This window comes from Mycobacterium sp. URHD0025 (assembly GCF_000426065.1).
In the GTDB taxonomy this organism is placed as follows: Bacteria; Actinomycetota; Actinomycetes; order Mycobacteriales; family Mycobacteriaceae; genus Mycobacterium.
In genome coordinates this window covers 893179-909303 of record NZ_AUEQ01000001.1, presented here as the reverse complement: position 1 = coordinate 909303, position 16125 = coordinate 893179, and the positions used below count along the sequence as shown (strand labels likewise).

General features: G+C 65.3%; 16 protein-coding genes. 14 read left to right on the top strand and 2 right to left on the bottom strand.

What is annotated here, in order from left to right; all coding sequences use genetic code 11:
* The 8 genes from H977_RS0104345 to H977_RS0104310 all read left to right on the top strand — a co-directional run.
* A partial coding sequence (locus H977_RS0104345; RefSeq protein ID WP_081681612.1) for a virulence factor Mce family protein occupies nt 1–1639 on the top strand: 1639 nt, incomplete at its 5' end.
* 32 nt (nt 1640–1671) lie between these two features.
* Nucleotides 1672–2826 (top strand): virulence factor Mce family protein, encoded by a 1155-nt coding sequence (locus H977_RS0104340; protein WP_029106705.1) that lies wholly within the window; start codon nt 1672–1674, stop codon nt 2824–2826.
* 6 nt (nt 2827–2832) lie between these two features.
* Nucleotides 2833–4383, top strand: coding sequence for an MCE family protein (locus H977_RS0104335; protein ID WP_029106704.1), 1551 nt, complete (start codon nt 2833–2835; stop codon nt 4381–4383).
* Entirely contained in the window at nt 4353–4994 is a 642-nt protein-coding gene (locus tag H977_RS0104330; RefSeq protein WP_029106703.1) for an Rv1363c family protein, read from the top strand. The genes H977_RS0104335 and H977_RS0104330 overlap by 31 nt, the downstream gene beginning before the upstream one ends.
* Entirely contained in the window at nt 4991–5965 is a 975-nt protein-coding gene (locus H977_RS0104325) for an RDD family protein (RefSeq protein WP_029106702.1), read from the top strand. Before H977_RS0104330 ends, H977_RS0104325 begins: the two co-directional genes overlap by 4 nt.
* On the top strand, nt 5962–6513 hold the full coding sequence (locus H977_RS0104320) for an Rv1363c family protein (protein ID WP_029106701.1): 552 nt from the start codon (nt 5962–5964) through the stop codon (nt 6511–6513). Before H977_RS0104325 ends, H977_RS0104320 begins: the two co-directional genes overlap by 4 nt.
* On the top strand, nt 6480–7457 hold the full coding sequence (locus tag H977_RS0104315) for a hypothetical protein (protein ID WP_029106700.1): 978 nt from the start codon (nt 6480–6482) through the stop codon (nt 7455–7457). Before H977_RS0104320 ends, H977_RS0104315 begins: the two co-directional genes overlap by 34 nt.
* A gap of 16 nt (nt 7458–7473) precedes the next feature.
* Nucleotides 7474–8172 (top strand): YoaK family protein, encoded by a 699-nt coding sequence (locus tag H977_RS0104310; protein ID WP_029106699.1) that lies wholly within the window; start codon nt 7474–7476, stop codon nt 8170–8172.
* On the opposite strand, the gene H977_RS32505 is transcribed toward H977_RS0104310, so the two are convergent.
* Nucleotides 8123–8866, bottom strand: coding sequence for a hypothetical protein (locus H977_RS32505; RefSeq protein WP_231395862.1), 744 nt, complete (start codon nt 8864–8866; stop codon nt 8123–8125). The two genes, H977_RS0104310 and H977_RS32505, sit on opposite strands and share 50 nt — an antisense overlap.
* Nucleotides 8867–9019: 153 nt before the next feature.
* Between H977_RS32505 and H977_RS0104300 the strand changes: the two genes are divergently transcribed.
* Nucleotides 9020–10396 carry an HNH endonuclease signature motif containing protein gene (locus H977_RS0104300; RefSeq protein WP_029106698.1) on the top strand — a complete coding sequence of 459 codons (1377 nt, stop codon included), beginning with the start codon at nt 9020–9022 and terminating at the stop codon, nt 10394–10396.
* Between the two features lie 18 nt (nt 10397–10414).
* On the opposite strand, the gene H977_RS32500 is transcribed toward H977_RS0104300, so the two are convergent.
* Complete coding sequence (locus H977_RS32500) at nt 10415–11107, bottom strand: potassium channel family protein (RefSeq protein ID WP_036474870.1); 693 nt, start codon at nt 11105–11107, stop codon at nt 10415–10417.
* Between the two features lie 79 nt (nt 11108–11186).
* Here H977_RS32500 and H977_RS0104290 point away from each other — a divergent pair, with 79 nt between their 5' ends.
* From H977_RS0104290 to H977_RS0104270, 5 genes are all read left to right on the top strand, one after another.
* On the top strand, nt 11187–12683 hold the full coding sequence (locus H977_RS0104290) for a potassium/proton antiporter (protein ID WP_029106697.1): 1497 nt from the start codon (nt 11187–11189) through the stop codon (nt 12681–12683).
* Between the two features lie 265 nt (nt 12684–12948).
* Nucleotides 12949–14433, top strand: coding sequence for a SulP family inorganic anion transporter (locus tag H977_RS0104285; protein WP_029106696.1), 1485 nt, complete (start codon nt 12949–12951; stop codon nt 14431–14433).
* 16 nt (nt 14434–14449) lie between these two features.
* A complete protein-coding gene (locus tag H977_RS0104280) occupies nt 14450–14839 on the top strand; it encodes a MerR family transcriptional regulator (RefSeq protein ID WP_029106695.1) in 390 nt (129 codons plus the stop codon).
* A 48-nt stretch (nt 14840–14887) separates the two neighbouring features.
* Entirely contained in the window at nt 14888–15580 is a 693-nt protein-coding gene (locus tag H977_RS0104275; RefSeq protein ID WP_029106694.1) for an HAD family hydrolase, read from the top strand.
* Nucleotides 15581–15689: 109 nt separating this feature from the next.
* Entirely contained in the window at nt 15690–16112 is a 423-nt protein-coding gene (locus H977_RS0104270) for a DUF6319 family protein (protein ID WP_029106693.1), read from the top strand.
* Nucleotides 16113–16125: the final 13 nt, after the last annotated feature.

The window sequence follows — 16125 nt, the reverse complement described above, 5'->3', positions numbered from 1 at the left end:
AACTGTTTTCAATGTGCGAAATGTCAAGTTGCCCAAGGCTTCTCGGGCAACTGTCATCGTCGGTGCGCTGGCGGTGGTAGCCGCCCTGGTACTGGGCTACTTCGGGATGAACCTGTACAAGAAGCTGACCACCACCACGGTCACCGCGTACTTCCCCGAAGTGCTTGCGCTGTACCCCGGTGACAAGGTCCTCATCATGGGCGTCAAGGTCGGCGCGATCGACAGCATCGAGACCGACGGCGACAAGATGAAGGTCGTCTTCCACGTCAACAACAAGTACAAGATGCCCGAGAACGCCACGGCATCCGTGCTGAACCCCAGCCTGGTCGCGTCCCGCGTCATCCAGTTGTCCCCGCCGTACACCGGTGGGCCGCAGATGAAGAACAACGCGGTGATCCCGATCGAGAACACCCAGATCCCGGTCGAGTACGACGAGCTGCGCAACCAGATCACCCGCCTGCTCGACGAACTGGGGCCGACCGCCGAACAGCCCAAGGGCCCGTTCGGCGACATCATCGAGTCCTTCGCCGACGGCTTCCAGGGCAAGGGCGATCAGCTCAACCGCACACTCAACGGATTGTCGGAGGCGCTGACCACGCTGAACCAGGGCCGCGGCGACTTTTTCCAGGTGGTCAAGAGCCTGGCGTTATTCGTCAACGCCCTGCACAAGAGCGATCAGCAGTTCGTGGCGCTCAACAACGACCTGGCGCAGTTCACCAACTCGTTCACCAACACCGATCAGGAGTTGGCCACGGCCCTGCAGGATCTCAACCGGGTACTCAAGACCACCCGGGAGTTCCTCGACAAGAACGGCGGGGTGCTGGCTCACGACGTCAACAACTTGTCGGAGGCGACGACGGCGATCCTGCAGCCGGAACCGCGCAACGGTCTGGAGACGGGTCTGCACGCCTACCCGAACCTCGCCGCGAACGTGCTCAACATCGTCTCGCCCAACCAGGGTGGCATCGTGGGCCTTCCGGTTCTGCCGGGCCTGACCAACTTCTCCAACCCGCTGCAGTTCGTCTGCAGCTCCATCCAGGCGGGCAGCCGGTTGGGGTACCAGGATTCGGCCGAGCTGTGTGCGCAGTACCTGGCGCCGATCCTCGACGCGATCAAGTTCAACTTCCTGCCGTTCGGCCAGAACCTGGCCAACACCGCGATGACGCTGCCGAAGCAGATCTCCTACTCGGATCCGCGCCTTCAGCCGCCGGGCGGATATAAGGACACCACCGTGCCGGGCATCTGGTCGCGCGACACCTTGTTCTCGCACGGCAACCATGAGCCGGGCTGGACGGTGGCCCCGGGTATGCAGGGCGTGCAGGTGCAGCCGGCCACTCAGCAGATGCTGACACCGGAATCGTTGTCGGAGTTGATGGGTGGGCCGGACATCGCGGCGCCGCCTGCCCCGCCGGCATTCGGTGCTCCCCCGGGAGGCAACCTGCCCGGACCGCCGAACTCGTACGACGAGCGCAATCCGTTGCCGCCGCCGTGGTACCCGCAGCCCGGACCGCCGCCGGCGCCCGCGCCGGGTGTGATCCCGGGTGACCCGATGTCGGGTCCCGCACCCGCAGCAGCTCCTGCGCCTGGCCCGGCCCCCGCCGGACCGGCGTTGCCTGCCGAGGTCGGAGGACAACCGTGATGAGCCGCTTGCGCGAAGAACCGACGGGTCTGATGAAGACACGCAAGTTGCGTCGCATCGGACGACGTGTCGCGGTGTTGTCGGCGTCCGCGCTGATCCTCACCTCGTGTGGTCAGTGGCGCGGTGTGGCCAACGTGCCACTGCCGGGTGGGCCGGGAACCGAGTCCGGCCGCACGACGCTCTACGTGCAGATGCCAGAGACGTTGGCGCTCAACGCCAACAGCCGGGTGCGGGTGCGTGACGTGTTCGTCGGCCGCGTCCGCAAGATCGAACTGATCAACTGGGTGCCCACGCTGACGGTCGATCTGGAGCCGGGCATCGAACTGCCCAAGAACACCTTGGCCAAGATCGGCCAGACCAGCTTGCTGGGTTCGCAGCACATCGAGCTCAATCCGCCGGACAAGGACGCGTCCAAGGAGATGCTGCGCAACGGGGACACCATCCCGTTGGCACAGTCATCGGCCTATCCGACGATCGAGCGGACCCTGGCCGGTATCTCGGGCATCCTGACCGGCGGCGGTATCCCCAACATCGAGACCATCCAGACCGAGGTGTTCAACATCCTCAACGGTCGCGCCGATCAGATCCGGGACTTCCTGGGCCGGCTCGACACGTTCACCGATGAGCTCAATCAGCAGCGCAACGACATCACCCGCGCGATCGATTCGACGGATCGGTTGCTGAACATCGTCGCGGCGCGCAACGACACGTTGGATCGGGTACTCACCGAGTTCCCGCCGCTGATCCAGCATTTCGCCGAGACGCGCGATTTGTTCGCCGACGCGGTGACCTCGCTGGGTCGGCTGTCCAAAGCTGCCGACGACACGTTGTCGAACAGCAACGCGAACCTGCACACCAACCTGCAGAACCTGCAGCGTCCGCTGAAGCAGCTGGCGCGCTCGGCCCCGTACCTGGTCGAGGCGCTCAAGCTGATCCTGACGGTGCCGTTCAACATCGAGAACATCCCGAAGGCCGTGCGTGGCGACTACATCAACGTGTCGCTGACGATCGACCTGACGTTGAGCTCGGTGGACAACGCGTTCCTGTCCGGCACCGGCGTCTCGGGCATGCTCCGTGCGCTGGAGCAGGCGTGGGGCCGCGATCCGGCGACGATGATCCCGGATGTCCGGTTCACGCCGAACCCGCACGATGCACCTGGTGGCCCGCTTGTGGAAAGGGGGGAGTGAGACATGTTGCTGACCCGCTTCATCAAGATGCAGCTCGTTCTGTTCACGGTGCTGACGGTGATCGCGCTGGTTGTGTTGGCGCTGATTTATCTGCGGCTGCCGACATGGGCCGGCGTCGGGATGTACAACCTGAACGCCAACCTCCCGAATTCGGGTGGGTTATACGCCACGGCCAACGTCACCTATCGCGGAACGACGATCGGCAAGGTCACCTCCGTCGAGCCCACCGAGCAGGGCGCCCGGGTCGAGATGAACATCTACGACCGGTACCGGGTGCCGCTGGACGCCAGTGCCAATGTGCACTCGGTGTCGGCGGTCGGTGAGCAGTTCATCGACCTGGTGTCCAAGGGCGGCTCGAAGGAGTACTTCCGCGACGGCGACACCATCGAGAAGGGCACGGTGCCCGCCGAGGTGGGCCCGTCGCTCGACGCCGCGCAGCGGGGTCTGGCGGCGTTGCCGAAGGAGAAGATCGCGGTCCTGCTCGACGAGACGGCCCAGGCCGTCGGTGGCCTCGGCCCGTCACTGCAGCGCCTGGTCGATTCGACGCAGGCGATTGCCGGTGACTTCAAGGACAACCTCGGTCCGGTCAACGACATCGTCGAGAACTCCGGGCCGATCATCGACAGCCAGGTCAACTCGGGCGACGCGATCTCGCGTTGGGCCAAGAACCTGAACACGCTGGCGGCGCAGAGCGCTCAGAACGACGCGGCGTTGCGCAGCGGCATCCAGCAGGCGGCGCCGACGGCCGATCAGCTGAACTCGGTGTTCGGTGATGTCCGGGAATCGCTGCCGCAGACGTTGGCGAACCTCGAGATCGTCATCGACATGCTCAAGCGCTACAACAAGAACGTCGAGCAGGTGTTGGTGGCGCTGCCTCAGGGTGGCGCGGTGGCCCAGACCGCGACGATCTTCGCGCCCAAGGGCCTGCTGCACTTCGGCCTCGGTATCAACATGCCGCCGCCGTGCCTGACCGGGTTCCTGCCTGCTTCGCAGTGGCGTTCGCCCGCGGATACCTCGCTGGCGCCGCTGCCGTCGGGCCTCTACTGCAAGATCCCGAAGGATGCACCCAACGCGGTGCGCGGTGCCCGTAACTATCCGTGCGCCGACGTGCCGGGTAAGCGGGCCGCCTCGCCGGCGGAGTGCCACAGCGACGAGCCCTATCAGCCGCTCGGCACCAACCCGTGGTACGGCGACCCGAATCAGATCCGCAACTGCCCGGCTCCGGCCGCGCGCTGCGATCAGCCCGTCGATCCGGGCCGGGTCATCCCCGCGCCTTCGGTGAATAATGGGATGAACCCGTTGCCGGCAAGTCAGCTTCCACCACCGGAATCAACGGCGCCACGCAGCGATCCGCTGACCGCGCCGCGGGGTGGCAATGTGAGTTGTAGTGGACAGCAGCCGAACCCCTGCATCTACACTCCGGCAGCAGGTTCGACCGCCACCTATAGTCCGTCCAGCGGTGAGGTGGTCGGTCCCGGCGGTGTGAAGTACTCCGTCACCAACTCGAATAAACCAGGAGATGACGGATGGAAGGAGATGCTGGCACCAGCCAGCTGAACCTCGCCGACCAGCAGGACCCCCACACCACCGATCCGCAAGCGGAGGCTGTCACCGAGATCGCTGATCCGACGTCAGCCCCCGACGCCGAGAACGTCACGTCACGTCCTTCTCGGCTGGGCCGGGGTTGGATGGCAGCCATCCTTGCCGGGTTGCTCGTGCTGGCGGCGGCCGTCGGTGTCGGCGGCTATCTGGCATTGCGCGCACATCAGGACAGTGAACGGATCGCCGGCGACGAGGCCGAGGCCCTGGCCGCGGCCAAGGACTGTGTGACCGCGACCCAGGCACCTGATACGCAGGCGATGATCGCGGCTCAGACCAAGATCATCGAATGCGCGACTGGCGATTTCGGGGCGCAGGCAGGCCTGTACAGCGGCATGCTGCTCGACGCGTACCAGGCGGCCAACGTCCAGGTGAAGGTCTCGGACCTGCGAGCCGCGGTGGAGAAGCACAACGACGACGGGTCGATGGACCTGCTGGTCGCGGTGCGCGTACTGGTCACCAACAGCGAGAAGTCCGATGAAGAGCAGGGCTACCGGTTGCGGGTGAAGATGGCCCGTGCCGAGGACGGCATCTACAAGGTGGCACGGCTCGACCAGGTCACGTCGTGACCGCTGTTCTCGACAACGCTGACACGGTCTCGACAGCGGGAGCCGGGTCGGGCCAGCCCCGGTTGGCGTCATGGCCGGCTCGGGCCGGGGCTTTCGGCATCGATGTGCTGGCGCCTGCCGGGTTGATCGTGACGCTGGCGCTGCTGGCCTGGTCGGCCCCGTTGTACGGCTGGTTCTGGTGGGTCTGCACAGTGGCCGCCGCCGCGGTGGGCGTCGCGATGCTGATCAACAGGATCGGGTTGCCCGCATTCACCGGCTGGTCACTGGGCCGGTCCGTGTTCGGTATCCGGGTGGTCTCGTCGGCCGGAGACGCCGGTCTGCTGCGCCTGTTGCTGCGTGACGTGGCACATCTGCTGGATACCGCGGCGTTGTTCCTTGGCTGGCTCTGGCCGCTGTGGGAGTCGCGCAACCGGACGTTCGCCGATCTGCTGACCCGCACCGAGGTCCGTCGTATCGATCGGCCGGAACCCGACGTTCGCCGTCGCGCAGGCGCGGTGCTGCTGACGCTCGCGCTGCTCAGCGGAATCGCGGGCGGGCTGGGAGATCTCGTGGTGTACCGCGAGGACCGATCCGTCGACCAGGCGCGCGAGCAGCTCACCGAACAAGGTCCTCGGATGGTCGAGCAGCTGCTCAGCTACGGGGTGGATTCCCTCGATGCGGATTTCTCCAGGGCGCAATCGCTGACGACCGACAACTACCGCCAGCAGCTGGTCGACCAACAGGACGCGGTGCGGAAGGCCGGGCCGACCACCAACGACTACTCGGCGGTGAGAAGTGCGGTGCTGCCCGGTATGACCAAGAACTCCGCGGCGATGCTGGTCGCGTTGCAGGGTATGCGGGGCACCAATCCGCAGGAACTGAAGTTCATCACGGCGACGGTGCGGGTGGAGTTCCAGAGGTCGGGTGACCACTGGCTGGTCGACAACCTCACGGTGCTCAAGCGGCCGGTCCTGGGCGGGGGCGGACAGTGAGCCCGCGTCGCCGGATCGACCCCGAAGAGCGCGACTACTTCGCGGTCGAGCCCAAGGAACCGATCCGTTGGGGCCTGCCGATCGTCGGGATCATCTCGGCGCTGCTCATCGCGGCCGCCATCGCGGGCAGCACCCTGATCCTGGTCCGGCACGAATCCGATCACCGGGCGGAGATCAAGACCGCCGGCGCTTTGGACTACGTGCGTGAGTTCATGACGGTGTACACGACGCTGGATCCGTTCCACGCCAACGACTATGCGGACCGCATCGCGGCACAGGCGACCGGCGATTTCCGAAAGATGTTCCAGGAGAAGCAGAACGAGATCGTCGTTCAGGTGGCGCGGTCCGAGCCGACCGAAGGTTCCGTCTTGGATGCCGGTATCGAGCGCTGGAACGACAACGGCAGTGCCGATGTGCTGGTCGCCACCAAGACCAGCACGCGTACGCCGGACGGGAAGTCCGTGATCGAAAGCGGCAGCCGTTGGATTGCGACGACGATTTGGGAAGGACAGCAGTGGAAGATCAGCCAGCTGATTCAGGTGATCTGACCACCGGCGAGCCTGACAAGCCGCGCCGCAGACTGCGTTTCGGGCGGCGTCGCCGTGCCGAGGACGTGGTTGCGGCTCCGGCCGACGAAGGTGACTCGGAATCCGTCTCGGAATCCGATGATGCCCAAGCCACTACGGAACGTCGCACGCCTGTGGGCAAGACCCGCCGCAAGGCGGTGACCGAACCCGAAGGTGAGGCCGCGCCCGAAGCGAACGCCGAGTCCGAATCGGAACCGGAATCCGCGTCGGAGCCGGAAACCGAGGTCGCTACCGACGTCGCCACCGAGATCGACGCCGCAGGCGACGGCGAAACTGAGGCGACGGACACTGAGGTGGCGGATGCCGACGCCGAGGCGACGGATGCGGAGGCCGAGGCGACGGAGGCGGAGGCCGAGTCGGCCGAGGACGTCGTCCTGGTTCCGCACCGCGAGGCCGGCAAGCGATTGACGTACGTCGCCGCCGGTACCGCTGCATTGTTCGTGGTGGCGGGAGCATTCGGAGGTGCGATGGTGCAGCCGTACCTGGCGGATCGGGCCTTGGTCGCGACCAAACTGCAAGTTGCGCGTACTTCTGCAGATGCCATCACCACGTTGTGGACCTACAACCCGGACAACATCGAAAGCCTGCCGGACCGGGCGTCGAAGTACCTCTCGAGCGACTTCGCCAAGCAGTACCGGCAGTTGATCGATTCCATCGTGCCGACCAACAAGCAGGCGCAGGTCACGAACAACACCGAGGTGATGGGCACCGCGGTGGAGACCATCAGCCGCGATGAGGCCACTGCCATCGTCTACACCAACACGGTTTCGACGAGTCCGGTGACCAAGAACGTCCCATCGCTGCGGTACATGTCGTATCGGTTGAGCTTGCAGCGCAGTGATGGGGATTGGCGTATCACCCAGATGCCGGCGTTGACGCAATTGGACTTGTCTCCGCAGTTGTAGCGGCGAGGATGTAGGCATGGCCATCGCCTCTCCGGTGACGCAGCGGTCGACCGTTGTGGCGCTTCTGTTGTTGACGTGCGCCACGGGGATCGTCGACGCGGTCAGTGTGTTGGTGCTGGGTCATGTGTTCGTCGCCAACATGACCGGAAACGTGATCTTCCTGGGGTTCTGGTTCGTTCCCGGCTCCGGCGTCGACGTGACCGGGGCACTGGTGGCGTTCATCGGGTTCGTGCTGGGCACTGTGGTCGGTGGTCGCCTGCGGCGCCATCTCGACAGTCATGTCCGCAACTGGCTGGTCACCGCGCTGGGTGTGGAAGTCGTTCTGCTGACCGTGCTTTCGATTCTCGCCGGCACCGGTGTGCTGGACTATCACGACAACCGCAAGTTCATGCTCATCGTTCTGGCGATGACATTTGGTATCCAGAACGCGACCGCACGCCAATTCGGCATTCAGGAGTTGAGCACGACGGTGCTGACGCAGACGATCGTCGGCATCGGATTCGACAGCAGACTGGCCGGTGGTACGGGGGACCGCGAAAAGCTGCGCTACAGCGTGGTGTTGACGATGTGTGGCGGTGCGGTGTTCGGTGCCACGGTGTCGCGGTTCACCGTCGCACCGGTGATCGGGTTGGCTGCCGTGGTGGTGGGGATCAGTGCATTGATCTTCAAGTTCGGGTCGGCGTCTGAGCCGGTGTCTGCGGGGAATGCTCGCTGATCCACGCCGCACCCTCGTCCGCAGCGTGTCGCAGGGCGGTGAACTCACCGAAGTAGTCGACGACGGCGCCGACCCCGGGCAACATGCCGAGGTAGCGGTAAACCTTTTGCGGTTGGGGCCTTTTCGTGAATTCACCTCCGACCGCACGTAGGGTGCCGGCGAACTCCCAGAGCCTCACAGGTAGCGATTGCTGCGCTGTGTCGGCATCCTCGGCGTCACCGGCCGCAGTGTCGGGAAGTTGACGGTCGCACAGAACCGCGCCGAGCAACTGCACCTGATCGTCGTGGTCGGTGACGCCGTCCTCGCGGGCCACGGCGCACAGCACGAGGGCCTGGTTGGTGAAGCCCAGGAAGTCCTGGACGCCGAGCCGGTCGGCGATGACCCCGAAGGCACCGGGAAAGGCGACGAGGATGGTGGTCACCGCCCCGGCGCGGTGCACCCACCACTTCACGTGGCCGTCCTGATCCATCTCGGCCCAGGCTTTGGTGCCCGGCAGTTCGGCGAAATTGAGCAAAGCCGCCGCGATATCGAGAGACTTCCCGACAGGGCCCCCGGCGGGCTCCTCGCGATGGGTACGCCGTCTCAACCCGAGCGGATCGAATCGGCTGAACACATCGAGTACCGGGTTGATCACGGACACCGCGTGATCAAGTGCGCCGGCGACGTCAGCGTCCGACAGGCGAGTGAAAGGCAACAGGTTTATCCCCACCCCAGCTATCTTGCCCGATGGTCGCTCGGACGTCAGGGACAGCCACCGGGTCGAGGGGCCGTAACTTGTCGGTGGCCTCTGCGATGATGATCTTATGTCTTCGGCCGCAGCGGCTTTCACCGCGCAGGGGTGAGTCCTGTGCGGCGGATCGAGGTGTTGTTCGGGGAGTTGGAGCAGTTGTGCGGTCAGCGCAACGCGATCGACGGCCGGATCGTGGAAATCGTCGCCGAACTGGACCGCGACGAGTTGTGCGGGAACACCGGTGCCCGCTCGATGAAAGCGTTGGTGGCCTGGAAAACCGGGGTCAGCCCCCGCAACGCCGAAACCACCGTGGCCATCGCCCGCCGCATCGACGAATTTCCCCGCTGCACCCAAGCCCTACGCGACGGACGCCTGTCGCTGGATCAGGTCGGGGTGATCGCCGAGAAAGCCGCCGACGGCTCCGATGCGCACTACGCCCAGTTGGCCGGCGTGTCAGAAACCACCGTGGCCATCGCCCGCCGCATCGACGAATTTCCCCGCTGCACCCAAGCCCTACGCGAAGGACGCCTGTCGCTGGATCAGGTCGGGGTGATCGCCGAGAAAGCCGCCGACGGCTCAGATGCCCACTACGCCCAGTTGGCCAGCGTCGCCACCGTCAACCAACTGCGCACCGCGGTCAAACTCGAACCCCGCCCCGACTCCACACCACAACCGGAACCGCCCCGGTCGTTCACCCGCACCGAAACCGACGACTACACCATCTACACGATTCGGCTACCCCGGCTGGAAGCGGCCAAGTTCGACGCCGGCCTGCGCTCACATCACGACGGGCTGGTCGCCGACTGGAAACACCACCACGACGCCGGCGCTGAGGGTCCCGACGGGCAGGCGCCCCCGTTTCCCAATAATGTCGACGCGTTCATGAGTCTCATCGAAGCCGGCTGGGACGCTGAGGCGGCACGTCGCCCGCACGGCCAGCACACCACCGTCATCGTGCACCTCAACCTGGACACCGACACCCCGGTCGCCTCGCTGCATCTGGGTCCGCTGCTCACCGACGAAGAACGCCAATACCTGCTCTGCGAGGCCACCTTCGAAGCCTGGTTCCAGCGTCACGGCCAACCCCTCGGCGCTGCTCGCACCACCCGCCAGATCAGCCGTCGGCTGCGCCGTGCGCTGGAGCACCGCGACCACTGCTGCGTGGTCCCCGGCTGCGGGGCGACCCGCGGACTGCACGCCCATCATCTGGTGCACTGGGAAAACGGTGGCCCCACCGAACTCCACAACCTGGTGCTGGTGTGCCCGTATCACCACCGGCTGCACCACCACGGCGGCATCACCCTCACCGGACCCGCCGACCACCTCGTCGTCACCGACCCCGCCGGAAAACCACTGCACAACGGGTCCCTGGCCCAACCACCGACCACACCCCCACCCGACGTCCCACCCTGTCGCGGCCCCACCGGCGAACGCGCCGACTGGTGGTGGTACCCACCCTTCGAACCCCAACCAACACCACCATCGACGAACTAGCCGCGGGCGCGACACGCGTCACGGTTCGTCGGACACCACTTCACGGAGGAACCGGCCGCCGTGGATAGCAGCCAGCAGTGAATTCTCCGAGGTGCGGTTGGCGGTGAAGAGCAACTCGTCTCCGGCCTCGAGTACGTCGTCGGGGCTGGGCAGCCTGACCTTGTTGCCGCGGACAACGGTGACCAGCGCGGTGTCCACCGGCAGCTCCAGCCGGTCGACCCGCTGCCCCACCACCGGATTGTCCTCAGGCAGTGTGAGTTTGGTCAGCTCCACCCGTCCGCCGCGTAGCGCCATCAACCGCACCAGGTGCCCGACGTCGATGGCACCTTCGATACCGGCAACCAGGGAACCCGGCGTCGACACCGCGACATCGATGCCCCAGTCCTGACCGAACAACCATTGGTTGCGGATGTCGTTGATGCGGGCCACCACCCGAGGCACCCCGAACTCCGACTTGGCCAGCAACCCGACCACCAGATTGGACTTGTCGTCGCCGGTGGCCGCGATCAGCACGTCGCAGGTTTCGATCCCGGCATCTTCCATCGCCGAGAGTTCGCAGGCGTCCGCCAGCAGCCAGTCCGCGCCCGGCACGGTATGTGGCTCGTATCGCCGGTGCAGCTGTTCGATCAGCAAGACCTTGTGGCCGTTCTCAAGCAACTCCCGCGCAACAGAACGGCCCACATTGCCCGCTCCGGCAACCACTACTCGCATATTCCGGTCCGCCACTCAGCCATTTTCGCCTATTCGCACGGGCCACTCACGGCCCTTCGCCCTGATTAACTAATCCCCGATGAGTCTGAACCAGCTGTACCTGACCTTGCTCACCGGCGGCGTTGTCCTGCTGGCGAGCATCATCGGCACGCGGGTGGCGACCCGGATCGGGTTCCCCAGCCTGCTGTTCTTCCTGCTGGTCGGCATGGTGCTGGGCGTCGATGGGATCGGGCTGGAGTTCGACAATGTCGAGTTGGCCCGCAACGTGTGTACCACCGCACTGGCGATCGTTCTTGTCGAAGGCGGTTTGACCACCCGGTTCTCCGATATCCGGGGGGTACTGGCACCCGCAGGCGTACTGGCCACCCTCGGTGTTGTGATCAGCACCGCGATCACCGCCGTCGGTGCACACCTGCTGCTGGGCATGGACTGGCAACTCGCCCTGCTGCTCGGCGCGATCGTCTCCTCCACCGATGCGGCCGCGGTGTTCTCGGTGCTGCGGATACTGCCGCTGCCCCGCCGCCTGGCCGGGCTGCTAGAGGCCGAGTCCGGTTTCAACGATGCGCCCGCGGTCATCCTCGTGCTGACGTTCAGCGTGGTGCCGTTCGTGTTCCACCCCGAAGGGGCCGTCACCGATCTGCTCTACGAACTGATCACCGGTGCCCTGCTGGGTCTGGCCGTCGGGTTCGCCGGGGCGTTTGCGCTGCGCCGTATCGCGCTGCCCGCCTCTGGTCTCTACCCCATCGCCACCTTCGGGCTGGGTTTCATCGCATTCGCTGCCGCAGGCAGTGCCCACGCGAGCGGTTTCATCGCTGCCTATCTGTCCGCGGTGGTCCTCGCAAACTCGGGGCTGCCCCACAAGTCGGCCACCCGTTCCTTCGCCGAAGGCGTGGGCTGGCTGGCCCAGATCGGCCTGTTCGTGCTCCTCGGGTTACTGGTGAACCCGCACGATTTGGAGGGCGACATCGTCCCGGCAATCGTCATCGGGCTGGTGCTGCTGCTGATCGCCCGGCCGGTGTCGGTGGTCCTGTCGCTGGCCGGATTCCGTATCCCGTTCCGCGAACAACTCTTCCTGTCGTGGTCGGGGCTCCGCGGTGCGGTGCCCATCGTGCTGGCGACGTTCCCGATCGTCGCGGGCGTGCCCGACAGCTACCGGTTGCTGAACATCGTGTTCGTCCTGGTGGTGATCTTCACCTTGATACAGGCGCCCAGTATCCGATTCGTGGCGAACAGGCTGGGGTTGATCACCCGCGACATCACCCGCGAGATCCAGGTCGAGGCCGCACCGCTGGATGTGCTCGACGCCGAGTTGCTCACGATGACGGTGCAGCCCCACTCCCGTCTGCACAACGTGACGATCCTCGAACTGCGGCTTCCCGATCCGGCCGTCATCACGCTGATCATCCGCAACGGCCGCACCTTCGTCCCGCTACCGGACACCCGCATCGCCGTCGGCGACGAACTGCTCATCGTCACCACCAGCAAAACCCGGCACGCCGCCGAGGCCCGGATGCGCGCGGTGAGCCGGCGCGGCAAACTCGCCTACTGGTTCGACGAATACGGGCTCGAGGACTGAGCGCTGCTCGGCGTACACGCACTGTGGCATCGGGCACATCCGCGCTCGGCGATTTGAAACACAACCCTCCCCCAAGGGTAGAGTTCAGCAACGGCGCCGAACGTGGCGGTCCGCGCGCGTGATCTCACGAGCCAGCGGCCCGATCAATTGCATGTTCTGGCAATACTTTTCACGCAATGAGGCGTGACTGTGCCCATTTCTTGCCTTTGCCGCGCTGAACTCACGGCGCTGAAACGGAGTTGTGTTGAAACCGTCGACCGACGCGATGACGCCGCGCGAGCAGCAATCGGTGCTGGCCGCGCTTCGTTCACCCCGGCGGCTGCGCACCGAGGTGCTCGCGGGTCTGGTGGTGGCATTGGCCTTGATCCCCGAAGCGATCTCGTTCTCGATCATCGCCGGCGTGGACCCGCGCATCGGCCTCTTTGCCTCGTTCACGATGGCGGTCACGATCGCGCTCGTCGGTGGGCGCCCGGCGATGATCTCTGCCGCCACCGGAGCCGTCGCTCTGGTGGTGGCCCCGTTGGTGCGCAGTCACGGTCTGGACTATCTGATCGCGACGGTCATCTTGGCCGGTGTGCTGCAGTTGGCACTCGGCGGGCTGGGAGTCGCCAAGCTGATGCGGTTCGTGCCACGCAGCGTGATGGTCGGCTTCGTGAACGCTTTGGCGATCCTGATCTTCCTGGCTCAGCTGCCTCACCTACTCGGCGTGCCGTGGCTGGTATATCCGATGGTCGCGGTCGCCATCGCCGTCATCGTGGCCCTCCCGAAACTGAGTACCGCGATCCCCGCTCCGCTGGTGGCCATCGTGGTGCTCACTGCCGCGACAGTTGGATTCGGCTGGTCGATTCCCAACGTCGGCGACGAGGGGCAGCTGCCATCGAGCCTGCCGTCGCTGCTGATTCCGAACGTCCCGTTCACTCTGGAGACACTCGGCGTCATCGCGCCTTACGCACTGGCGATGGCCGTGGTCGGCCTGCTGGAATCGTTGATGACGGCCAAGCTGGTCGACGACATCACCGATACCCATTCCAACAAGTCCCGCGAGTCGCTGGGTCAGGGTGTGGCCAACATCGTCACCGGATTCTTCGGCGGCATGGGCGGCTGCGCGATGATCGGGCAGACGATGATCAACGTGAAGGCCTGCGGTGCCCGTACCCGGATTTCGACGTTCCTGGCCGGTGCGTTCCTGCTCGGTCTGGTTGTCGGACTTGGTGACATCGTGGCCCAAATCCCCATGGCCGCACTGGTCGCCGTGATGGTGATGGTGTCCGTTGGCACCTTCGACTGGCACAGCATCAACCCGAAAACGTTGCGGCGCATGCCCAAGAGCGAAACCGCGGTCATGCTCGCGACGGTGGCGGTCACTGTGGCGACCAGCAACCTGGCCTACGGAGTCGCGGTCGGCACGCTCACGGCGATGGTGCTCTTCGCCCGGCGCGTCGCTCACTTCACCGAGGTGGTCGACATCGACCATCCCGATGACGACACCCGCGTGTACGCGGTCAGGGGCGAACTCTTCTTCGCCTCCAGCAATGACCTGGTCTACCAGTTCGACTACGTCGGCGACCCCGCCAACATCATCATCGACATGAGCCAGACCCACATCTGGGATGCATCGACCGTATCCACGCTCGACGCCATCACCACCAAATACGCCGCCAAGGGCAAGACCGTCACCATCGTCGGGATGAACGAGAACAGCGCCGAGCGTCACGCGCGGCTCAGCGGCCAATTAGCCGCCGCGCACTGAGCCGTCGGGACACGCGTTGAGCAATCAGGACCATCTGCAGATCGGCGAAGTCGCCACACGAACCGAACTGTCCATCAAGACAATTCGGCACTACGACGAGGTCGGCGTGGTCATGCCATCGGCCCGGTCCGCGGGCGGCTTCCGCCTTTACACCGCCGACGACGTCGATCGCCTACTCGCGATTCGCCGGATGAAACCCTTGGGCTTCAGCCTCGACGAAATGCGGCAACTCCTCGAGGCCCTCGACACGCTCAACTCACCTACCGCGACCATCGCGCAGCGCGCCGAGGCCATCACCTACGTAGCCGAATGCCACACCCGCGCACAGGATGCTTGCGCCAAACTCAGCCGACAGCTGGCCTATGCGCAGGAACTGACCGAGCAACTCGCGGACTACCGCAATTGAGCACCGCCGTTTGACCTCCGGGCAGCCGGGTATACCGCGCGCATGCCGATGTCGACACCGCTTGCGGTTCTGTTCGATGTCGACGGAACACTCGTCGACTCGAACTACCTCCACGTCCATACGTGGGCGTGCGCGTTCCACGAGGAGAACATCGACGTCGCGGCGTGGCAGATTCACCGCAGCATCGGCATGGACGGCAGCAGCCTGGTGGCCAGCCTGTCCGGAGACGCCAGTGACGCTGTGCAGCAGCGACTCAAAGACCGCCACAGCAGCCTCTACAAAGACAGCTCAGACCTGATCGTGCGCTTGCCCGGCGCCCGCGAACTGCTGCACCATCTCGCGGACGACGGCATTCGGGTGGTGCTCGCGAGTTCCGCGCCCGAAGACGAACTCGCGATCACCCGAAAGATTCTCGACAGCGACGACGTGATCTTCGCCGCTACGTCCTCGAAGGACGTCGACACGGCCAAGCCAGACCCGGGCATCGTCCAGGTGGCGCTCGAGCGGGCCGGCGTTTCCGCCGATCGGGCGGTCTTTGTCGGCGACGCGGTGTGGGATGGCGAAGCTGCCACCCGCGTCGATGTGCCCTTCATCGGTCTGCGCTGCGGCGGCGTCGCTGACTGCGAACTCGAAAAAGCCGGTGCGCAAGCGGTTTTCGACGACCCTTACGAACTCCTCCAACGCCTGGAGAGCACCGTCATCGCCGCCCGGATCGCCGAGGACGCCCACCGGCCAACCTGAGCGCGGCGGGCGCGTCAACTTGACCACAGACGTCGAACGTGTGTTCTAATGTCTCCGACCGCCAGACCGCCCAGCGTAAGCGATGTTCGAAAAGGAGTTCGCCGTGACGATGACTGTAGACGCCCTGGCCCCAGAAACTTTGACCACCGAAGCCGACACTCCGGACGCCTTGGTTGCGCCGACCGACAGCGCCGCACCCGCCGCTGAAGCCCAGGCCGACGAGAAACCCAAGAAGGCGCCGGCCAAGAAGGCAGCCGGCAAGAAGGCCAAGACCATCGAGCTGACCCTCACCGTCACCGGTACCGCCGACGGTGAATGGCATGCCGAGCTCAAGCAGGGCACCACCTACCTGGCTCGCAACGTCGCAGTCGCCGCTGCCGCCGTCTCCCGCGCGGCCAAGGAACTACACGTGGACCTTTCCACCCCGATCGACGAGGTCATCGAGGCGGCCCGCTCCGAACAGGCTGCAAAAGTGGCCGCCTTGGAGGCAGAACTCGAAGCTGCGCGAAAAGCCTTGTCCGACTTGGAATAATGTCCAGACCCGG